This is a genomic window from Providencia sp. PROV210 (assembly GCF_028479445.1).
Classification (GTDB): Bacteria; Pseudomonadota; Gammaproteobacteria; order Enterobacterales; family Enterobacteriaceae; genus Providencia; species Providencia rustigianii.
This window is the reverse complement of record NZ_JAMPNQ010000015.1, coordinates 134,930-154,914: the sequence shown is the minus strand read 5'-3', so window position 1 is coordinate 154,914 and position 19,985 is coordinate 134,930. Positions and strand designations below refer to the sequence as shown.

22 protein-coding genes are annotated in these 19,985 nt (G+C 44.1%); 1 reads left to right on the top strand and 21 read right to left on the bottom strand.

Going from position 1 to position 19,985, the window contains the following annotated elements; translation table 11 throughout:
- Nucleotides 1–140: 140 nt before the first annotated feature.
- Together PR761_RS12390 and PR761_RS12385 are read right to left on the bottom strand one after the other, a co-directional pair.
- Nucleotides 141–536, bottom strand: coding sequence for a hypothetical protein (locus PR761_RS12390; RefSeq protein ID WP_112837337.1), 396 nt, complete (start codon nucleotides 534–536; stop codon nucleotides 141–143).
- A 1-nt stretch (nucleotide 537) separates the two neighbouring features.
- Nucleotides 538–1,869, bottom strand: a complete 1,332-nt coding sequence (locus PR761_RS12385; protein ID WP_006814135.1) for an MFS transporter — start codon at nucleotides 1,867–1,869, stop codon at nucleotides 538–540.
- 98 nt (nucleotides 1,870–1,967) lie between these two features.
- On the opposite strand from PR761_RS12385, the gene PR761_RS12380 reads away from it, so the two are divergent.
- The gene (locus PR761_RS12380) at nucleotides 1,968–2,864 is read left to right on the top strand and encodes a LysR family transcriptional regulator (protein ID WP_154610928.1); all 897 of its coding nucleotides are present in this window, start codon (nucleotides 1,968–1,970) and stop codon (nucleotides 2,862–2,864) included.
- 7 nt (nucleotides 2,865–2,871) lie between these two features.
- Here PR761_RS12380 and PR761_RS12375 read toward each other — a convergent pair whose 3' ends face one another.
- The 19 genes from PR761_RS12375 to hybO all read right to left on the bottom strand — a co-directional run bounded on the left by PR761_RS12375 (nucleotide 2,872) and on the right by hybO (nucleotide 19,749).
- The gene (locus PR761_RS12375; RefSeq protein ID WP_154610927.1) at nucleotides 2,872–3,594 is read right to left on the bottom strand and encodes a hypothetical protein; all 723 of its coding nucleotides are present in this window, start codon (nucleotides 3,592–3,594) and stop codon (nucleotides 2,872–2,874) included.
- Nucleotides 3,582–4,271: a hypothetical protein gene (locus tag PR761_RS12370; RefSeq protein WP_126461758.1), complete on the bottom strand. Its 690-nt coding sequence runs from the start codon at nucleotides 4,269–4,271 to the stop codon at nucleotides 3,582–3,584. The genes PR761_RS12375 and PR761_RS12370 overlap by 13 nt, the downstream gene beginning before the upstream one ends.
- The gene (locus tag PR761_RS12365; RefSeq protein WP_126461761.1) at nucleotides 4,268–4,867 is read right to left on the bottom strand and encodes a hypothetical protein; all 600 of its coding nucleotides are present in this window, start codon (nucleotides 4,865–4,867) and stop codon (nucleotides 4,268–4,270) included. Before PR761_RS12365 ends, PR761_RS12370 begins: the two co-directional genes overlap by 4 nt.
- Before the next feature lie 106 nt (nucleotides 4,868–4,973).
- Nucleotides 4,974–5,561 (bottom strand): ATP-binding cassette domain-containing protein, encoded by a 588-nt coding sequence (locus PR761_RS12360; protein ID WP_154610926.1) that lies wholly within the window; start codon nucleotides 5,559–5,561, stop codon nucleotides 4,974–4,976.
- 4 nt (nucleotides 5,562–5,565) lie between these two features.
- Nucleotides 5,566–6,351, bottom strand: coding sequence for an ATP-binding cassette domain-containing protein (locus PR761_RS12355; protein WP_112837340.1), 786 nt, complete (start codon nucleotides 6,349–6,351; stop codon nucleotides 5,566–5,568).
- Entirely contained in the window at nucleotides 6,345–7,157 is an 813-nt protein-coding gene (locus PR761_RS12350; RefSeq protein ID WP_112837341.1) for an ABC transporter permease, read from the bottom strand. The genes PR761_RS12355 and PR761_RS12350 overlap by 7 nt, the downstream gene beginning before the upstream one ends.
- On the bottom strand, nucleotides 7,154–8,122 hold the full coding sequence (locus tag PR761_RS12345; protein ID WP_126461767.1) for an ABC transporter permease: 969 nt from the start codon (nucleotides 8,120–8,122) through the stop codon (nucleotides 7,154–7,156). The genes PR761_RS12350 and PR761_RS12345 overlap by 4 nt, the downstream gene beginning before the upstream one ends.
- Complete coding sequence (locus PR761_RS12340) at nucleotides 8,122–9,678, bottom strand: ABC transporter substrate-binding protein (RefSeq protein WP_377093608.1); 1,557 nt, start codon at nucleotides 9,676–9,678, stop codon at nucleotides 8,122–8,124. The genes PR761_RS12345 and PR761_RS12340 overlap by 1 nt, the downstream gene beginning before the upstream one ends.
- Nucleotides 9,679–9,747: 69 nt before the next feature.
- Nucleotides 9,748–10,773 (bottom strand): hydrogenase expression/formation protein HypE, encoded by a 1,026-nt coding sequence (hypE, locus tag PR761_RS12335; RefSeq protein WP_272519362.1) that lies wholly within the window; start codon nucleotides 10,771–10,773, stop codon nucleotides 9,748–9,750.
- A 1-nt stretch (nucleotide 10,774) separates the two neighbouring features.
- The gene (gene hypD, locus PR761_RS12330; protein ID WP_006814145.1) at nucleotides 10,775–11,887 is read right to left on the bottom strand and encodes a hydrogenase formation protein HypD; all 1,113 of its coding nucleotides are present in this window, start codon (nucleotides 11,885–11,887) and stop codon (nucleotides 10,775–10,777) included.
- Entirely contained in the window at nucleotides 11,871–12,167 is a 297-nt protein-coding gene (hybG, locus tag PR761_RS12325; protein ID WP_006814146.1) for a hydrogenase maturation factor HybG, read from the bottom strand. Before hybG ends, hypD begins: the two co-directional genes overlap by 17 nt.
- Nucleotides 12,158–13,249: a hydrogenase nickel incorporation protein HypB gene (gene hypB, locus PR761_RS12320; RefSeq protein WP_154610925.1), complete on the bottom strand. Its 1,092-nt coding sequence runs from the start codon at nucleotides 13,247–13,249 to the stop codon at nucleotides 12,158–12,160. The genes hybG and hypB overlap by 10 nt, the downstream gene beginning before the upstream one ends.
- 127 nt (nucleotides 13,250–13,376) lie before the next feature.
- Nucleotides 13,377–13,718: a hydrogenase maturation nickel metallochaperone HypA gene (hypA, locus tag PR761_RS12315; RefSeq protein WP_006814149.1), complete on the bottom strand. Its 342-nt coding sequence runs from the start codon at nucleotides 13,716–13,718 to the stop codon at nucleotides 13,377–13,379.
- Nucleotides 13,718–14,203 (bottom strand): hydrogenase-2 assembly chaperone, encoded by a 486-nt coding sequence (hybE, locus tag PR761_RS12310; protein WP_039854946.1) that lies wholly within the window; start codon nucleotides 14,201–14,203, stop codon nucleotides 13,718–13,720. Before hybE ends, hypA begins: the two co-directional genes overlap by 1 nt.
- A 7-nt stretch (nucleotides 14,204–14,210) precedes the next feature.
- Nucleotides 14,211–14,705 carry a HyaD/HybD family hydrogenase maturation endopeptidase gene (locus tag PR761_RS12305; protein WP_006814151.1) on the bottom strand — a complete coding sequence of 165 codons (495 nt, stop codon included), beginning with the start codon at nucleotides 14,703–14,705 and terminating at the stop codon, nucleotides 14,211–14,213.
- On the bottom strand, nucleotides 14,705–16,408 hold the full coding sequence (hybC, locus tag PR761_RS12300) for a hydrogenase 2 large subunit (protein ID WP_006814152.1): 1,704 nt from the start codon (nucleotides 16,406–16,408) through the stop codon (nucleotides 14,705–14,707). Before hybC ends, PR761_RS12305 begins: the two co-directional genes overlap by 1 nt.
- Entirely contained in the window at nucleotides 16,405–17,592 is a 1,188-nt protein-coding gene (hybB, locus tag PR761_RS12295; RefSeq protein WP_112837344.1) for a Ni/Fe-hydrogenase cytochrome b subunit, read from the bottom strand. The genes hybC and hybB overlap by 4 nt, the downstream gene beginning before the upstream one ends.
- Entirely contained in the window at nucleotides 17,579–18,628 is a 1,050-nt protein-coding gene (gene hybA, locus PR761_RS12290; protein ID WP_006814154.1) for a hydrogenase 2 operon protein HybA, read from the bottom strand. Before hybA ends, hybB begins: the two co-directional genes overlap by 14 nt.
- Before the next feature lie 2 nt (nucleotides 18,629–18,630).
- On the bottom strand, nucleotides 18,631–19,749 hold the full coding sequence (gene hybO, locus PR761_RS12285; RefSeq protein ID WP_006814155.1) for a hydrogenase 2 small subunit: 1,119 nt from the start codon (nucleotides 19,747–19,749) through the stop codon (nucleotides 18,631–18,633).
- Nucleotides 19,750–19,985 lie beyond the last annotated feature (236 nt).

The following is a 19,985-nucleotide window of genomic DNA, read 5'->3' as shown; positions in this document are numbered from 1 at the left end:
TTTACTGCATGTTAAATCACGACCGACCGACGGTCAATTAAAATGAGAATAGAAATCATTTATAATTATTCTTATTGATATTGTTATAGAACTAAATATAAAAAACGGTCTATTGACCGTTTGCATGTTTCACTAAGTAACTATTTAACTGGAGTTTCATGAAGATATTGCCAATAACATTTTCCAGCTTCAATTTTTAGACCTACGGTTGAAGTGCGTAAGGTTCTCAGTCCCTCGACCGTTTGGTATTCTTGGTAGCGTAGCCAATATTGGTTATCTGCACACTCAAATAACGGCTCAATATTTTGAACCGTAATATCCAGCGAAGGCTTAGCGCCAACATTATGACTAAATAATTCAGTCACTTGCTCCAAGCCAATACAAGCGCCTTGAATGGTCACCATTTTAAAATCTTTATCAAAGCTGGCTAATAGTGGCTGAAGGCTCTTCCCCTGATGACGCCCCGTAAATACATCCTCAATAAGCACATGAACATCAATGATGCTCTGTACGGCCAAAGCCATTTGCTGGTCCATCTTATTTTCCTTTAATCACTGAAATTAACGATAACAGCCCCAGAAGTGCTGCAATAAAAAAAGTATATTGATAACGAACTAGATCGCTTGAAGAGGTCATCAAGTTAAAAATTGAAATTAATACCACGGTCCCCACACTGAATGCCACCTGCCGATTAATATTCCACAGCACGCTACCTTGTAATAAATCGCGATCTTTAAAATCAATCAGTGCACTAATTTGCGCCGTATTTGCGCTCATTCCACCGCCCATTCCCATTAATAAATAGGCAATAACCAGTAATCCTAGTTGGCTTTGGTTATCAATCCAGAATAGAGAAAATATCCCTAAACTGTGCAGCGTAATTCCTGCAATAAATAAACTACGCTTACCAAGACGATGATAAAAATAGCCACCGGATATCATGGAAAATAACGCACCCGCAGCGTACAACAACATAAATAACCCGGTCTGTTGAGCATTAAAGCCAATATTGGTTTGTAGGTTAAAAATATTAAGTAAGTTAACCCCCGTAAAAATTCCCGGCACCGCGTAATAGACAATAAATCCATTCCGTAAATTGTAATTTTTAAGTAGCTGTAAATTTAAAATAGGCGCTCGGCATTTTTGGGCATACCGTAAATATACCGCCAATAGCAATGCTGAGGCCCCAAAACTCAATAGTGCCAATATAAGATTTTGATAATCGTTATACAGGGAAAAAGACATTAATAAGCCCAGTAAACTAAGGCTGACTAATAGTAGGCCGAAAATATCCGGTTTTTCACGAGCCTGTTTTTCACCATTTTTTACCCATCCCCAGGCTAATAATGCCGCTAAGAGAGAAAATGGAATATTGGCAAAAAATACCCAACGCCATGAGAAAGAATCAATGATCATGCCGCCAATCGCTGGAGAAAATGCAGGGGCAATCAACGCTACCGTCATAATCATGGTCGATATTTTTTGGCGTTCTTGATTAGGAAATAAGCTAAAAACTAACGCTTGCCCAACTGGGATTAATAGCCCACCAGAAACCCCTTGAATAAAGCGCCAAAAAATTAAGCTATAAATAGAATCACTGATACCACACATTCCCACTGCAAGAGTAAATAGCAGCATGGAATAAGCGAGTAGCTTGCGCTCGCCGAGCCGCCCTGAAAGCCATAAGCTGATTGGCATAATCAGCACCAACCCTAAAATATAGGCATTCGCGACCCAAGCCACCATCGATTGGCTGGTTGAAAAATGCGTTGCGATATTGGGTAACGCAATGGCGGACATAAAAATATTAATACAATCAATGAAGAAACCGAGAAGAAATACTGTAGCAATTTGATAACGATAGGACATAACTACCTCCGGTCGCAAAGAGTAAGGCTGAGGGCTTTCTTTGTCGATGCAAGGGAAGTAAAATCATTGTTTAATACAATCAAACAATCGAGCTAATTATGCAAAAAAATCTCAAGCAAATTACCAGTTTTCTTCAGGTGGTCGATTCCGGATCTTTCACGAAAGCTGCTGAAATTTTGGGATTAAGCCGCTCGATGGTGAGTATTGATATTAAGCAATTGGAACAGCACCTGAACGTCAGTTTATTAACGCGAAATACCCGCAATATTGCCCTGACAGAAGTGGGAAAACATTTCTACGATGACTTTAAACGCATTCAGTTGCAAATTGAGGAGGCGTTTGAAAAGAGCCAAAATCTCGGATTGAATATCACAGGAACATTGCGTTTTTCTTCAACCAATGAATTTGGTCAGCGCTATATTTTGCCTTTATTACCTGAATTTTGTCGCCTATACCCCAAGCTACATCTGCAATATACCTTCAATTCTTCTCTCGATGATTTGATCTCAGAAAAATTAGATATTGCCATTCGCTTAGGTAATTTGAAGAGTTCGTCATTAAAAGTACGTAAGCTGGGAGAATATGCTATTCATTTGGTAGCAACACCGCAATTTGCTCGCCAATACCCTATTGTACAAATCAGCGATTTGGCCGAGATTCCGTGGATCACTCATTCATTATTAAATTGGCAGGATACCGAATATTTTTTGCAAAATAATTCCGGTGAAAAATTCGAATTACCGCTGATCAATAGCCAATATTCATCCAATTCAGCGGAGGTTATCCATCAAATGGCTTTAGCTTCTTTAGGCGTTGCAATTTGCCCAGATTGGTTGGTAGAAGAGGATATTAAACATAACCGATTAATTCGTTTATTGCCTGAGTTCAGTCTTCCAAAAAGAAACATTCAATTGCTTTACCCCAATACCAGTAACCTCCCCGCTAAAACACGGGCATTTATTGAGTTTTTGGTGGGTAATATTTCAGTAAAGTAATCCCTATTTAAAATAAAATTAAGTTATCTATATTAATATTATTCGATAATTTATTATTTTTATTCCATGTAAACATAAATAGAGTCAAATCATCTTTAATCAGAAATGAATGCCCAGCTAAAATTAATTGCTGTTGCTCATGAGAACATTCAGCCCAGAAACCATCGGTAGCAATGACTATATTCCCCTCGAATAACTCAATCTCATCCAGAAAATCCAATATCAAATCTCTTTGTAAATTAAAATTTCTAGTAACAATTTTTCTTTTTTCATCTTTAAGCATTTGGATATTAAAAAATCCCCCTAGTGGATTTGCTCCTGTATGAACATTTGTAACCCAATGAATAGGCGTATTTCCATTATATATTCCCAGCCTGACATCCCCTGCATGAAAACAAAAAAAAGATTGTTCAAGTTTACCAAATATTAAAATACTCGCTTTACCAATCTGATACTGTTTTTTCGTTTTTTCAAACGCTAATTGAATACAAAAATGAATAATTTCATCACTATATTCGGTTAAGGAATCTACTGTATTTGAAAGTATTTTAGAGAAAAAAACTGCCATTTCAGGCTGGGCTGGTGATGAAGTTGATATATCAAAAGCAATAATAAGGGTTATTTTTTCTCTGAGAATAAGCGCAAAAACATCTTTATTACACGCTCTATCCTGACCAATAACAGAATAAAATTCCCATGAAAAATCATTATCCTGTATTAATTTATGCATGCATTTAACCTATCATAGATAATATCTTCTCGCCGACGATCACCTTGAGTCGCACTCTGTACAACCATTTCAAAATCATATTCATTGATTATTTTTAATAATTTTTTTGAAATATATGTTTTTAACTCAATATCAGCATGTGCAATATCATCTACAATACTTTCTCTTCCATCAAAGAGATTCAAAATATCTTCAATATCATGGCTACTCAGTAAGTCGCCATTTCCTCTACCAAGATAAGCTTCTAATTTAGTTGCAATAAAATACTCAGGGCGAATAAGTTTGATGATAATGCCACTTTCTATTGTGTAATCTAATGCTGTTTCTGCTGCTCTCTTATACCAAGAATTACTAAATCCTAATGCTTGCTCATCTATTGGCATAAAATCGACTTTTAATTCCCCCAATAACATTCGGCATATCACATCATCGGTTGGGTCTTCTTTGAATCCTTTACATCTCAGCTGCTCTTGCAACTTAGCAAATTTTGCATATCCAGTAATATTAACGATTAAATCGACATCATCAGTATATCGAACCTGCTCGCGAGTAAATTCATCTGTTACAAATAATCCCGTTGTACACCCACCGACAAATATAACTTGCTGTAGTAGCTCATTTCCTAATGCTTTAGCTACCGTTAAAAGCATCTCTTTCTGTAAATTAATTGTATTCACTTAACTCCCTCAAAAATAACTTTTAGCTTTTCTAAAGCTAAGTTATGTTCCCTTGGTCGACCAATTCTGATGGCGTCAACTAATGCTAACATCGCGTATAAGCGATTATCGTTTTGTATAGCTTGAAATATATTAGGGTGAAGTGGTGTAATCATCACTCCCTTAGTTTTTCCTCTAGGATCTGGCCATACAGGAGGAATTTCTCCTGATGACATTAGCTCCCCTTTTAATACAGGGGCGGCAATAGAGGTTGCGATTCCCCTAGATAAAATACCTTCTTTTGCTGGAAATACATATTTAATACCATATGCAATAAACTCTAATAGCCCTTTTATATTCACTTTTGGAATACCTAGGGTTCGATCTGGTTTTGCCAACCCTACTTCGTACATACGATTTAAGCTTAAACTCACTTGTGACTTACTAATCCCTGTGTATAGTTCAAGATTTCTAACCGTAAAATGGCTCTGGATATCATTTTCCCAGTCAATCCTACTCCCATGTAAATTGATAATCTCACTATCAGTATTACGATCATTCATCTCAATATACATAGACATAATTTTGAGAAGAAGCAAAATATCTTGGCTTTTCATCTTTCCTCCAATTTATCGTCCCGCATCCTAGGACTAAGGACAATTATCATAGCAAAAAAATTTATGTCAAGGAGGGAAGCTTTACGGGTATAACACAAATAAAATTTTAAACGTTTAAAACAGAGTCACACACTTTTTCCAGCAGTGCTTTGTTATGGCTAAAAATAATCATAGCGAGGGGACGTTGTTGAGAGAGGCGGATCAAATGTTGCCAAACCTCTTTTTGCAAATGAGCATCGAGCTGGGCGGTGATTTCATCCGCGATCAGCACTTTTGTTCGAGGATCTAACGCTCTTAATAACGCAATGCGGGCAAGCTCTCCACCGGAAAGCTCACTAGGGCGGCGAGTTAACCATTCAGATTTAATAGAGAGCATCTCCAAATATTCAGCACCAGGCTCCCACGCATCACGGACACTGGCACCCACCGTACGATAAGGATTAAAACTTTTTTCAGGGTGTTGAGGAACTAACTGAATGGGGCAATATCCATGACGAGGGAGTGGTTTGCCATTAAACAAAATTTGCCCTTCGGTGGGCAATTGCCATTGACCGAGCACACGTCCAAGCGTGGTTTTGCCAAATCCACTGGGTGCAGAAATACCTAAACGTTCATTATCAGCGAGTGATAAGCAAAGGTCGTCCCACAATACGCGCCCCGCTTGCTCGATACGCAAATTTTGAACTTCTAGCATCCCATTATCTCCACTCATCCATCATCATAAACTGGTGCTCAGGCAACGCATTCCAGAGGGATTGGATCCACTTTCCTCCGCCACCTTGTTTAAGCTTTTGGCTACTGAGTACTTCTTCCAAAGTCCCATTACGCAACAGTGCAACTCGGTCAGCAAACCGTACCGCCATGGACAAATCGTGAGTCACCCACAGTACGCCCCGCCCATCACGGCATAAGGATTTGATATTTTCAAGTAACTGCAAAGCATGCTCATCATCCAACCACGAGGAAATTTCATCTGCTAAAATATATTCCGCACGGGATAGCGTGGCGCTGCTTGCCAGTACCCTTTTTGCCATGCCCCCAGAAAGTTGGCTGGGGTAGCTATTCACCAAACTGGACTGTAAGTTGTATTCCTGTAAATGCCGAGCCACATCATGCATTTTAAGATGCTGGCCACTCAATACTGCGGCACGTTCTAGCTGAGGACCAATCTGGATAAGTGGGTTTAATGCGCTCACCCCTTGAGGCACATAGCACAAAGAATTGCCTCGATGCTGTGGCTTAGTTTTCTCCGTCAGCGCTTGACCATTTAGCTCAATACTTCCTTGGCAGCGCATATTCTCCGGCAGCAATCCAAGAACGCTTTGTAGCAATAAACTTTTGCCTTCACCGCTGCCTCCAATCAGTGCAACCATTTCCCCCGGTTGCACATCCAGAGAAATATCTTGCAGTAGCGGAGACCAACTTTTCTTACCGAGCCAACGATATTGCGCGACGTCGATCGTCAAATTATCAAACCTCAGCATGTTGCTCCCCTTAGCCACAATTGTTGGGTGGATTTTGCAAACTGATCAAATAACAGAACCAGCCCCATCAGAGCAAGCCCCGGAAATACCACCATCCACCATGCACCGGTGCTTAAATAGCGTAAGGCCTCAGAGAGCAAAATACCTAACGAAGGCTCGTGTGGCGCTAATCCAAATCCCAAAAAACTGAGTGCGGCACTATGTAAAACAGAGTGAGGGAACATTAATAGCGTTCCGACCATCCATTGTGGCAACAGCATCGGTAAATAGTGATAGCGCAGGCGCTGGAAGGCACTGTTACCGATACGGCGAGATAACATAATATAATCGGCTTGCTGAACTCTCAGCAATTCAGAGCGTAGGATTAATGTAAGCTTAGGCCAGTGCGTTAACGCAACCGCCCAAATTACGCCCATCTTCCCCCCCCCTAGCGTGAAACAAATCAAAACTAATAGCAGTAAATGCGGCAATGCGAGCAGCGAATCAATCACCCCACGCACCATATAATCCATACTTTTATTAAGAGAAGATAATCCAGCCATAATCAAGGCAATCGCCCCGCTAGTCACGGCGGCGGTTAAACCAATTTGTAGACTGGTTGCCAATCCTTGAAACGTGCGGTCAAACAAATCACGACCCAGATTATCAGTACCAAATAGGTGCGCTAGCGAAGGCGCTTGTCGCCTATCCATCAAGTTCATTTCAACATCGGCGGATAGCAACCAAAAAGCATACACACCGAGCAGCGTTAAGCAGGTCAGTGAGATAATTAATTTTATTAAGGCGCGGTTCGGATTATAGGTCATGCTCCTCTCATTACTCCCTTATTTACCTTTCTGAGCAGCAGATCCGCAATGGTGTTACTGAAGAAAATCAGTACCGCACACAACATCACAATCCCCATAAGTAACGGAACATCCCCGCGTAGCCCAGCATCAATAGTCGCCTGCCCTAACCCTGGATAAGCGAACACTTTTTCTGCCAATAATGCCCCACTCAATAACTCCCCAACGGAAGCAAACTGCAAGCAGATGGCTGGAGTAATAGCATGCTTTAGAACGTGAAACCGCATCATTGACCAGCCTTGATCCCCCTGCGCTTTCGCATAATGGATAAATTCGCTGTTCATCACTTCCACGACTTTAGAACGCGTGTGCAGTGCAATAGTGCCGACACCCAGCATTCCCAGCGCAATAACTGGAAGAACTAAATGATGGAGTTTTTGTGAGAAAGTGGCGGTTTGCTCATCTAGGCCAATCGGCCATGCACAGCAGATAGGCGCCCATTTTAAAGACACCGCAAATAGGGATAGCAACAATAGTCCAATCCAGAACACCGGAATGGAGGCTAGAAGATAGCAAAAAGCAGAGATAATTTTGTCAGGCCAGCGATTAAGGTAGCGCCCAGCAACTAACCCAAGTCCAAAACCCATGACCCCAGAAAAGATCCACGCGCTGCCCAGTAATGCCAGCGAGGGAACTAAACGGTCGGAAATCACTTGCAGAACTGGGGTATTGTATAGCATCGAATACCCCAAATCCCCCTGAATCATTTGCGAGAACCAGCGCCAAAACTGCATCCATAGCGGCTGGTCAAGCCCCCAGCGCGCCGCAATCAGCGGATACTGCTCTGGGGGAACATGCATCAGGTCATTACCAATATAGGCTTTAATCGGATCAATTGGCGAGTAACTCAGTAGGATAAAAATCCCCACTGCCGTTACGGTTAGCAGACAAATAAATCGCAATAAAAGCCCAAGAGTGCTACGCATTACTTACACGTCCACTTCCATTCGTCGACATTATTAAGCACTGACCAAGAACCGTGAATTTCTGGCGCGCTCTTACCTAAATCAACACACTGGTTAGAGAGATAGACATGCTGAACATTCATTAGCCAAGCCCATGCCGCATCACCTTTGATGCCAACACCCACTTTGCCGTTCCAATCCACTTGTTGCCATAATGGAATTGCCGCATCTTGGTCTGGCTGACGTAACGCTTCTTCGATAATTTCATCAACAGCGGGGTTTTTATAGTAACCCGCATTATAAAAACCGACACCCGCCGCTTTACTGCTGTAGTTGTGGACTAATTCCATTGGGTCAAGGCTTCCCCAACCAAATAGGGTTGGATTCGCATGCATATGTAACTCAACGGTTTCCCAGCTACCTGATTTTAAATCCATTTCAATACCAAGAGGTTTCAGGCTTGAACGAATCGCTTGCGCTAAGTCACGGCGAGTCGTGTCACCGCTGGCGTACCATAACGTCAACTTAGCCACTTTACCCTCTTTCTCTCTTAAACCGTCTTTATTCAATTTCCAGCCAGCTTCTTCCAGAATGGTTTTAGCTTTCTCTAGGTCACCATCTTTAAATGCTGACTCAGGATTATTCCACGGAAGCCCAGCAACCCCGGTGTAAGCCGGAACCGCAAAACCTTCTAATACAGACTCTGCCAGTAATTTACGGTCTAACGCGTAGTTAATCGCTTTGCGGATAGCCACATCGGAGGTGATATCGTTACCGATCGGATTACCTTGCGCATCTTTTTCACCCGCTGGTGGAATCGGGAATGATATCCCACGGTTTTCCACGCTGTAGCGCTCAATCAGCTTCATGTTTTTCACATCCCCTGCATGGCTTGCCACTGCAGGTGGAATTCGAACGACTTCAAGTTGAGCACTTTGCGCTGCGGCAAAAGCGGCATCTTCATCAAGGAACACAAACACCATTTTGCCATAGTCATTTTTTGGACCGGCGTAGTAAGGGTTTTGTTCTACAATCAGTTGTTGGCCCGGTTGGAATGCCACCAAACGGTATGGTCCTGCACCAATCGGATTATGGGCATAGGTTTTCGCGTCATATTTATCGGCAGAAACAATTCCTAAAGAGCCCAGCACATTGATAAAGGTACTTTGTGGGGAAGATAAGGTAATTTTAACGGTTTGCGGGTTAATTTCTTCGGCTTTGGCAAAGTTACCCATATCCACTTTACCGCCACTGGCTGCGGCATTGTTGTAGCTAAATACCACATCTTTTGCCGTTAATGGGGAGCCATCCGAAAATTTCAGCCCTTTTTTCAGGGTTAGCGTCCACTCTTTACCATCATCATTATGTTTATAGCTTTCCAGCATATAACTGTGCCAAGAGAGGTCGGCTTTTTGCTTCAACAATGGGCTGTGCAGGAGTAAATAACTTCCGTGACTCCAACCCAACATTGGGTCAAAACCTTCCGTGGGTTCTGCACCAATGGCAAGTCGTAGTGTATGTGAAGATGAAGCCGGTTCCGCCGCTTGTGCTTGGAGCGTTAAGCCCATTAAGCACATAGCAACTGCTAATTTTTTAATCATATCACCCTCTAATCCGTGGTTTTTATTTTCAAAAATTGCCAATCACTAACAAATTCTTGGTAGTGGCTCGCTGTGAGGTAAGTCTAATAATCTTGATGCGCCAAAAATACCCACCAATTTGACTTGTTTATGTTCAGTCACCGTACCGATGGTTGCTGCATTTTCACCTAATGGATGTTGACGTAATGCCGCCAAAACTTGTTGCTCAACATCAGGTTTCACCACAATCACCAATTTGCCTTCATTAGCGAAATTCAGTGGCTCTAAACCTAGTAATTCACACACTCCACGTACGGCAGAAGAAACGGGTAAATCCCCTTCATTGATCGAAATCCCGCAGCCGCTTGCTTGTGCAAACTCATGCAAAATGGCATTAACCCCACCGCGAGTGGCATCACGCAATGCACGCACGCCGTCAATGTTACGCAGAGGTTCAATCAGTGGCGTTAAGACCGCACAATCGCTGCTAAGCTGGCCTTCCAGCCCCATCTGCTCACGCAGATTTAAGATTGTCGCGCCGTGATCACCCAATGTTCCGCTGACGATCACTTTATCGCCCGCTTGAATTTGTTGAGCGCCCCAATGAATATCTGTTGGGATCACACCGATCCCCGCCGTATTGATAAAGATTTTATCTGCGGCGCCGCGCTGCACGACTTTGGTATCCCCAGTGACAATTTGTACCCCTGCCGCTTTGGCCGTGGCCGCCATCGATTCGACAATCGTGGTTAATTCAGCAAGAGAAAATCCCTCTTCGAGGATAAACCCGCAAGACAGATATTTAGGTACAGCACCGCTGACGGCAACATCATTCACCGTGCCACAGACTGCTAATTTACCGATATTACCGCTGGGAAAGAAAATCGGATCAATCACATAGCTATCGGTACTGAAAGCTAGACGATCCCCTAACGCGGTGAGTTCCGCTAACGATAAGCGGGCTTGGTCTTCACGTTCATCCAGCGCTTGGTTAGCAAAAGCCTGCAAAAACAGTTGTTCAATTAGCTGCTGCATCGCCTGCCCGCCACTACCATGAGCCATGGTGACGACATCGTTATGATTCATGCTCATTTTACGCCTCCCGACGATACTGATAATACGCGGCGCAAGCTCCTTCGGAGGAGACCATCAATGCACCAAATGCCGTTTGTGGTGTACAACGTTGACCAAATAATGGGCACTCATTCGGCTTACAACGACCGGTTAATACATCCCCACAACGGGCTTGAGGATCATCAGAAACCTGATGCGGTTGAATGTGGAAACGCAGTTCGGCATCAAACGATTGGTAATCCAATGTCAGTTGAACACCGGAACCCGCTATTTCACCTAATCCACGCCATTCGCTCGTGGCTTTCAACTCAAACACATCGTCCAGCGCTTTCAGGGCCAGCAAGTTACCTTTATCCGCGACAATACGTTTATATTGGTTTTCCACTTCACAGCGTCCATCTGCAATTTGATCCACCAGCATGGCGAGAGCTTGCAAAATATCCAGTGGCTCAAACCCTGTCACCACCAACGGTTTATGGAATTCTTGTGTAATAAATTGGTAGGGATGAGCACCAATCACCATACTGACGTGACCCGGCGCAAGGAAACCATCAATGCGCACATCAGGCTGCTCCAGTAGGCTACGCAGTGTAGGAATGATGGTGATATGTTGGCAAAATATACTGAAGTTTTTCACCTGACGCAGACGGGCTTGTTGCAAGGTAAGCGCCGTGCTCGGCATGGTGGTTTCGAAACCCAAGGCAAAAAATACCACTTCGCGGTCGGGATTTTGCTGAGCAAGGTTTAACGCATCCAGTGGCGAATAGACGATCCGCACATCCGCACCACGGCGTTTGGCATCTAATAAAGAACCATTTTTACCCGGCACTCGCATGGCATCCCCATAAGTGCAGAAGATCACTTCAGGGCGTTCAGCAATTTCAATACAGCCGTCAATTCGCCCCATTGGCAAGACACAGACCGGGCAACCCGGTCCATGGACAAACTCAATTTCAGGGGGAAGCAGCTGGTCAATGCCAAACTTAAAAATCGCGTGGGTATGTCCCCCACACACTTCCATTAATTGCAATGGGCGCTGCTTCGCTTGAGGAATTTGGGCTACCCGTTTACGGATATGCTCCAACAAAACTTTCGCTAAAGCAGGGTCGCGAAACTCATCGACGTACTGCATCTGTTGCTCCCGAATTCAACCCACTAAAATCCCCCACTTCATGGTCTAATTGGCTCATAGCCATTAGCGCATCAAGGGTGGCTTGAGCCTCTTCTTCGTTAATGATACTCATCGCGAAGCCAACGTGTACCAAGACCCATTGACCTAATAGTTCCGCGGTGTCACCCTCGCAAATCAGCCCAATATTGACATCGCGTTTTACACCACAAACGTCGACTTGAGCCAGTTGGTGAATATCTTCACCGACCGCGACAATTTTTCCGGGAATTCCTAAGCACATAACTGGGTCTCCAGCCACGCTAACCAAGCATCCATCCCCTCGCCACTTGTCGCGGAGACTTTGATCACTTGAATATTTGGATTAACGCGTTTGGCATTGGCAATACACGCTTCAACATCGAAATGTAGATAAGGCAGTAAGTCAATTTTGTTGAGGATCATAATATCTGACGCCGCAAACATGTGCGGGTATTTCAAGGGTTTGTCTTCACCTTCCGTCACAGACAATACCGCAACTTTATGACGTTCGCCGAGGTCAAAGCTTGCTGGACAAACGAGGTTACCCACGTTTTCAATAAACAGTAAGCTGTTGTCGTCCAAACCTAAACGGTCTACAGCATCATGCACCATTTGTGCATCTAAATGGCAGCCTTTACCGGTATTCACTTGAATCGCAGGTACACCCGTTTCACGAATACGCTGAGCGTCGTTGGTGGTTTGCTGATCCCCTTCGATCACGGCGCAGTTCAGTTTGTCGCGCAGACGTAACAAGGTTTCAGTCAATAAGGTGGTTTTGCCTGAGCCGGGGCTAGAAACTAGGTTCAATGCCAGAATATTTTTTGCCGCAAAATCTTCACGGTTATGTTCGGCTAGATGGTTGTTTTTATCGAGAACATCCATCTCAATTTGTAGCATGCGTTTTTGGCTAATGCCTGGGGCATGGGTGCCCGCTTCACCGTGACCATAATCAAGGTCGTGGTGCTCACCCGCAGGTTCAAAAGTCGTTTCAACCTCACCATGAAGATGCTGATGTTCGTGTTTATGTTTATGCTTATGTTTTTCTACTTTAACGCCGCTCGTTGCAGCTTCAGCTTGGTAGTAATGGTTAACATCACCTTGGTGATAATAGTGATGATGAATAATTACTGTTTTACCACTTTGTTGAGGAGCATGGTCATGGTCGTGATGGTGGTCATGATCGTGATGATGGTCGTGATCATGGCTATGACCATGATGATCATGATCGTGATGATGGTCATGAGAATGAGGATGCTGATGGTCATGTCCATGGTGATGCTCATGATTATGGTCATCACCTTCAATTCTGCGCTCTCCCGATGCACAGCCACAAGTACTACACATGGTATTACTCCTTAGTCGAGTGTTATCACGTCAGCTTAGTTCAAGCCCCAAAAAAAAGGTTGATTCACCGCAAGGTCAATCAACAAATTTCACGCTAAATCACACAAAAGGTTACTAGATCAAAATTCTACTCAATTTCAAGTTCTTTGATTCGAAGGCTATCCCCGTTTTCAACTTTCAGGTTGAAACCGTGACATTTTGGGCAAGGAGTCTCGTGGGTATGGATTTCAACACTTTCACTACAATCCCAACACCAAGCTTGAGCAGGACGATACACAATATGTAATTGGCTACCGTGTGCCACGGTGTCGCGGCACGCGATATCAAAACAAAAACGTAGCGCACTCTCTTCTACGCAAGAGAGCGCACCAATTTCTAACCAAACTCCCGTCACTTTATTCACGTTATGCTGCCGCGCCTGCTGCTCAATAATGTCAACGGCACTTTGGCACAAAGAGACTTCATGCATTATTTATCTCCCAAGTAACGGGCAAACACGGCTCTACGCTCTGGTGATTTCGGTACATTTGGATCTGTCACTGGCAAGGATAGCAACATCCGAGCACAGTCATCCGCCAGATGCACACCTTGTTCCGCCGTCAGTTTTCTGTCTAACGGCGACATCAATGAGCATGCTAAATACTGAGTTAACCCTTCAAGTTCCCCTACCGTGTAGGTCATTTCGCCATACGGTAGGATCAACCCAAGTTTTTCGCCAACCGTACGATGTTCCCAATACTGATCGGGTCCCGGCAGAATAATGGCACTCAGCATCCATGGGGTGATAACCACCCCAACCCACTGATTTTCAAACACGCTAAACGGACTGGCATAAATGCCCATCGTTGGGTGCAAGAAAGATAAATCATGCATCGACTGTTCAGAAACCCGTTCAAACGCAGCCTGAACTAACGGCTGCGGATTGTTTGAGTAACCTTGAATATCACTAGGCATAGTTTCATCAGGCATGGAGACTCTCTTCTTTTTCGATAATCTCTAACCCCTCACTGCGTAATACTTCAATGACTTTTTGCAGTGCGGGTTCTAATGCGGCTTTACCTGTTTCTGTTAAACCAATACGTGGCTCCAAAGATTCAGGCACAATACCGACCAACGTTAAGCGCTTAGGGAATTCATCGGTAAGATGCAATGCGGACAACACGTCAGATAGCCCTAACTGATGAGGCGAGATTTTACGCGTAAACAGCGCAGGAACTTCCTCATCTCGTAACACCAAAATGTTACCAGGTTGCTGGCTCGACAAGACCACATCCGCAATAATCAAATGATCGCGATCCGCCATGGCGCCAATCAGCTCCATGCCTGCGGTTCCCCCATCCAATACTTCGACACATTCTGGCAAGTGATAACGTTGCTCGAGTGCCTCGACAATACGGACACCGATCCCTTCATCACTGAGCAAAATGTTGCCTACACCTAAGACTAAAATTCGCATTAAAGCACCTTCACCTTAGTCACTTCGGAGCCTTCCGTATCAACGATATGCACCGCACAGGACATACATGGGTCAAATGAGTGGATAGTACGCACCACTTCCAATGGTTTAGATGGATCAGCCACTGGCGTTCCCACCAATGCTTGTTCGTAAGGACCCGGTTCGTCATTGAAGTTACGTGGACCCGAGTTCCATGTTGATGGCACTACCGCTTGATAGTTTTCAATTTTGCCATCTTTAACCACGACCCAGTGAGATAACAGACCACGAGGAACTTCACCAAAACCGACCCCTTTGATTGCCACATCTTGCGGGAAGTTTGGTTTGATAAAGGTGGTGTGGTCACCTTTCGCAATGTTATCCACCAGCGCTTGCCATTGGATGGATAAGGTTTCATTCAACACGCAGCAACGTACTGAACGACCAATAATACGGCCAAAGGTAGACTCTAATTGGTTTTTGGTAATTGTGTTGCCGGTTAGGGCTTGGTACAGACCCACAATTTGGTTGAAGTGTTTTTCTGTCGGCTCATGTTTTGCCGCCAGTTTACACAGCAAATCAGCTAATGGACCCACTTCCACAGTTTTGTCGTAGAAGGTTGGCGCTTTAACCCACGAATATTTACCGTCATCATCCCAGCCAGTGTAGTCAGGAATTGTGGTTCCTTCCCATGGGGCTTGTGGCTCATTATCTTTGTACCACGCGTGTTTACTGCTCTCTTTGATACCATTGATCAGGTATTCGTCAGTGTGGCTAGTAATTGGACGATAAGTACTAAAATCTGCATTTTCCAGATAACCACCCGGCAGTAAGAAGCTGCCATTTTTGTTATCCATTGGCATTTCTGGAACGCACATATAATGTTGCGCACCTTTACCAACTTCTAGCCATTCTGGGTAACCTGCTGCAATCACTGCGGCATCAACTTTATAAACTTGCTCGATAAAGTCACCTAAGCGGTCAATGAAGGATTTCACATACATTAAGCGCTCAAGGTTCAACACGCCCAGACCGTCTAGATTGATTGGGTTTGCTACCCCACCCACCGCTAAGTTTTGAATATGCGGCGTTTTACCACCCAGCAGTGCCACGATACGGTTAGCATCACGTTGGCATTCTAGCGCTTGCAGGTAGTGAGCAACCGCAATCAGGTTCACTTCTGGCGATAATTTCATCGCTGGGTGACCCCAATAGCCGTTGGCAAAAATACCCAACTGCCCACTGGCAACTAAATCTTTAATTTTGTTCTGAACGCGAGTGAACTCTTCTGGGCTATTTAAAGACCATGTCGAAACGCCTTTTAGCATGTCTGCGGCTTTGGTTGGATCCGCTTGCAATGCCGAGGTGATATCAACCCAGTCCAGTGCTGACAACTGATAAAAGTGCACAATATGGTCTTGGATAGTATGCGCAGCCAAAATCATGTTACGGATGTATTGCGCATTGACCGGCACTTCAAGATTTAAAGCACTTTCAATGGTGCGCACGGAAATAATGCCGTGCACCGTGGTACATACCCCACAAATACGCTGCATGATCATCCATGCATCGCGAGCATCTTTTCCTTTTACAATCTCTTCCATACCGCGCCACATGGTGCCGGATGCCCAAGCTTTTGTGACTTTTCCATCTTCGATTTCACAATCAATGCGTAAGTGACCTTCGATACGAGTTACCGGGTCAATTGTTATACGTTGGCTCATGCTTTACCTCGGGCCTGAGAAGGACTCAAATTAGATTTTTTTAGTGCTGGAATAATTGGCAGTAAGCGGATCAGTAAGATGTAAGCACACACTTCGATCGCGACGAAACCAATTGAAATTAGTATCTCTTCAGTGGTTGGGAAATAGTCATACCCACCACCTGGATTGAATGCGATTAGCGAGTAGTTCATACGCCACAGCGCCGCACCAATCAGCATGCTTAGACCGCTGAAATATAACCATCTTGAATCCATACGTAATGATGGTTTACGGAAAATCACTAATGGGATGACCATTAACGCCGTTTCGATCCAGAACATGATGGCGTAGAAATCAAAGCCCATCACGTAATGCATCTTGCCGCGATAAATCAGCTCACCAAAGCGACAAACCAAGAACAGCACTAAGAAGACTTGGAGAATATTGGTTATCTTGATAAACAGGGGTCGCTCATCAGCCCCTTGCCCTTTTAACGCTGCTTGCAGTAATGAGCCTTCAAATATGACAATGGAGAAGCCCATAATAAATGCGGTCAATAGCGATAAGAGCGGCAACATTTCATAGCTTTGCCAAATCGGATGGACTTTATAACCTGCCGCAATCATTAATGAACCCATTGATGATTGGTGCATCATTGGCAGTAATGCTCCTAACGCAATGATAAAGAACATCACTTTATTCAAGCGTTTTAAGGAAACTTTCCAACCAAATTTTTCACAAATTGCAGGGGCAAATTCCAATGCCATCACACCGATGTAGATAGTCATACAGACGGCAGTTTCAAACAGTACGGAGTTGGTATTAAAGTAACCTGGAATATAGAAATATGGCAGGTTCCAGTAACGACCAACGTCGATAGTGATGGATAAACCACCGAGGGAATAACCAAATAAGCTGGCGAGTAACGCGGGGCGTACTAGCGGATGGTATTCACCACGATTAAATACATAAACCGCCCATGCCAATGCCCAACCACCACAGGCAAAACCTGTACCAATTAGCAAGTCAAAGGCAATCCAGATACCCCATGGATAGCCGCCGTTTAAGTCAGAAACTGACCCCAATCCAAACACTAAACGTTTAACAATCAGAATCAGGCACAGGAAGACGAATGGGCCAAAGACAATCACTGGCCAACTGACTAAACGCCCGCCTAGCGGCTGTTCTTTATCATGCGTCGCCATTAGAGTCGTCTCCTTTGTTGTCATGAGATTTACCATCATGAGGTTTGCCATCATGAGATTGGTCGTCATGGGAATCATGATGATCCTGTTTCTTGGTGTTGCGATACACTAAGAAACTTAACCCCGCCAATGCGGCTAAAGGCAGAACCATACCTTTGTACAGTGTGTGCTGAACGTTTTCAGAACGCGCACCTGTTGCTAACTCATCCAGTTCAGGTAAGCCAAGGTTTTGGTACGGTACACCAGAGAGCACCATGACCTGCGTTCCACCGGCTTCTAATTCACCATAAACATGTTGCTGATATTTTGGCGCTGGCATGACGTTCGGGTCGTTGTGGTGCAGCGTTTGGCGAGGAAAACCATACTCTTCACCCACTTTCAGTGATAAACGTTTTTTGGCTTCCGCCAGAAGCTCTTCGCGAGTACCAAAAATAACTGCCCCCGTAGGACAAACTTCAACACAACCCGGTAAACCGCCTTTATCCAGACGTTCAACACCTTTCTGGTTACACAGTTCACATTTATGGATCGCACCAAATTTGTCATCGTATGCATATTTAGGGATGTTAAATGGACAACCCACCATGCAGTAACGGCAACCCGTACAGATATCTGGATCGTAATGCACAATCCCCGTTTTCGGGTCTTTAGTCAGCGCAGAAACTGGGCAAACAGAAACACAGTTCGGGTCAACGCAATGCATACACTGTTTTTTAATGTAGGCGTAACCGTCTTTTTCCTGATCCTTATGTAAGCCAGTACCGTCACTCCAGACTTGAATGATGTTATTGGTGTATGGCGTTAACTTATCGTTGTTTGACCATGTTTGTGGCCCCACAGGATTACGCTCAGGATGGTTGATATCCTGACATTTGGTTACGCACGCCTGACAACCTACACATAACGTTGAGTCGTAGAGCATCCCAAGTGAATTCGGAATTGGCGGTCTGTTTTCCGCTCCCGCCAAGCTAGGTGTTGAAGTGCTGGCTAACAGCGCTCCCCCAGCTGAGAGCTTAAGAAAATTTCGTCTATCCACGGTTATTCTCCCCGTGAGTCGTTATCATTTTGACGTTTTTGACGTCCCAACTCACGTACCGCCATCACACTGACACCTGCAACCAGACCAACCACACCACCGATTAGACCGACTGCTGTGGCAGAAACTTGACCACCTTCTTTGTTATTCAAATCCGGTTTTTCTGAGCGTGGCGTTTGGTTTTCAACGTTTGCAAGTTGGTGTATCGCTTTATGGAAGCCGACATTTTCTTCGTTACAGCCATAGCATGGGTGACCAATCGCTACAGGCCAAACTCCGCCCACATCACAGAATTGCAAGGTTGAACAGTTACCGTAAGTTTCAGGACCTTTGCATCCTAAATGGTATAAACACCAACCTTCACGGTGACCAGCATCGCCAAACTCTTTTGCGAAGCGTCCCGCATCAAAATGTGGTCGACGTTCACAATGTTCATGAATTAATCGACCGTACGCGAACATTGGACGGTTTTTGCTATCCAATGCTGGTGGGCGATTAAAAGTAATAATATGTGCGACTGTCGCTAAAAAATTGTGTGGGTTAGGTGGGCAGCCAGGAATATTAATAATGGTTTTATCTTTGATGACTTCACTCAGACCCACTGCACCTGTTGGGTTACTTCCCGCTGCGGCAACACCGCCCCAAGAAGCACAAGAACCGATAGCAATAATCGCCGCTGCATGCTCTGCCGCCATACGAATATGCTCAACAATAGGTTTACCCGCCACCATGCAATAGATCCCATCGTCTTTCAGTGGAATCGAGCCATCAACGACTAAAACATATCGACCTTTGTATCTTTCAATCGCATTGTGTTTATTTTCTTCAACTTGTTCACCAAATGCGGCTGACAGTACTTCGTGATATTCGAGAGAAATGGTATCGAGAATTAAGTTTTCGAGGGTCGGGTGAGTTGCACACAACAAAGATTCTGTACAACCCGTACACTCTTGCGCACCAATCCAAATGACCGGTGGGCGTTCTGGATCACTGACCGCATCTGCCATTTGAGCAGCGGCTTTTCCACTTAACCCCATTGTCGCAGCGAGTGCTGTACATAACTTCATAAAGTCACGGCGATTAATGCCATGGGGAGAAATAATAGAGTTATCTCCTGCCATTTCTATTTCCTATTATGAGTGGCTTAAAGCCTATTTATTAGGCTATTTTTCTTTACGATTTTGTATTCAAAAAATACATAAATCCCTCCGCACATTTAAAATATGCTTCAGTTTTGATGTATTATTTGTATTCAAAATTGCTTCAACAATTACATCTAATAAACAATATTCTTATTAGACGTTACCTGATGTGTAAATATGAATGAGATCCTAGTCCTACCACCTTTTAATCACTT

What these genes read in the sequence shown, in the direction of transcription:
- hybB (WP_112837344.1), bottom strand. Translation starts at nt 17,592, where the DNA reads ATGGCGACGCATGATAAAGAACAGCCGCTAGGCGGGCGTTTAGTCAGT.
- PR761_RS12375 (WP_154610927.1), bottom strand. Translation starts at nt 3,594, where the DNA reads ATGCATAAATTAATACAGGATAATGATTTTTCATGGGAATTTTATTCT.
- PR761_RS12365 (WP_126461761.1), bottom strand. Translation starts at nt 4,867, where the DNA reads ATGAAAAGCCAAGATATTTTGCTTCTTCTCAAAATTATGTCTATGTAT.
- hypB (WP_154610925.1), bottom strand. Translation starts at nt 13,249, where the DNA reads ATGTGTAGTACTTGTGGCTGTGCATCGGGAGAGCGCAGAATTGAAGGT.
- PR761_RS12390 (WP_112837337.1), bottom strand. Translation starts at nt 536, where the DNA reads ATGGACCAGCAAATGGCTTTGGCCGTACAGAGCATCATTGATGTTCAT.
- PR761_RS12385 (WP_006814135.1), bottom strand. Translation starts at nt 1,869, where the DNA reads ATGTCCTATCGTTATCAAATTGCTACAGTATTTCTTCTCGGTTTCTTC.
- hybO (WP_006814155.1), bottom strand. Translation starts at nt 19,749, where the DNA reads ATGGCAGGAGATAACTCTATTATTTCTCCCCATGGCATTAATCGCCGT.
- PR761_RS12350 (WP_112837341.1), bottom strand. Translation starts at nt 7,157, where the DNA reads ATGACCTATAATCCGAACCGCGCCTTAATAAAATTAATTATCTCACTG.
- PR761_RS12305 (WP_006814151.1), bottom strand. Translation starts at nt 14,705, where the DNA reads ATGCGAATTTTAGTCTTAGGTGTAGGCAACATTTTGCTCAGTGATGAA.
- PR761_RS12345 (WP_126461767.1), bottom strand. Translation starts at nt 8,122, where the DNA reads ATGCGTAGCACTCTTGGGCTTTTATTGCGATTTATTTGTCTGCTAACC.
- hypE (WP_272519362.1), bottom strand. Translation starts at nt 10,773, where the DNA reads ATGAGCATGAATCATAACGATGTCGTCACCATGGCTCATGGTAGTGGC.
- PR761_RS12380 (WP_154610928.1), top strand. Translation starts at nt 1,968, where the DNA reads ATGCAAAAAAATCTCAAGCAAATTACCAGTTTTCTTCAGGTGGTCGAT.
- PR761_RS12355 (WP_112837340.1), bottom strand. Translation starts at nt 6,351, where the DNA reads ATGCTGAGGTTTGATAATTTGACGATCGACGTCGCGCAATATCGTTGG.
- hybE (WP_039854946.1), bottom strand. Translation starts at nt 14,203, where the DNA reads ATGCCTAGTGATATTCAAGGTTACTCAAACAATCCGCAGCCGTTAGTT.
- hybG (WP_006814146.1), bottom strand. Translation starts at nt 12,167, where the DNA reads ATGTGCTTAGGAATTCCCGGAAAAATTGTCGCGGTCGGTGAAGATATT.
- PR761_RS12360 (WP_154610926.1), bottom strand. Translation starts at nt 5,561, where the DNA reads ATGCTAGAAGTTCAAAATTTGCGTATCGAGCAAGCGGGGCGCGTATTG.
- hybC (WP_006814152.1), bottom strand. Translation starts at nt 16,408, where the DNA reads ATGAGCCAACGTATAACAATTGACCCGGTAACTCGTATCGAAGGTCAC.
- PR761_RS12340 (WP_377093608.1), bottom strand. Translation starts at nt 9,678, where the DNA reads ATGTGCTTAATGGGCTTAACGCTCCAAGCACAAGCGGCGGAACCGGCT.
- hypA (WP_006814149.1), bottom strand. Translation starts at nt 13,718, where the DNA reads ATGCATGAAGTCTCTTTGTGCCAAAGTGCCGTTGACATTATTGAGCAG.
- hypD (WP_006814145.1), bottom strand. Translation starts at nt 11,887, where the DNA reads ATGCAGTACGTCGATGAGTTTCGCGACCCTGCTTTAGCGAAAGTTTTG.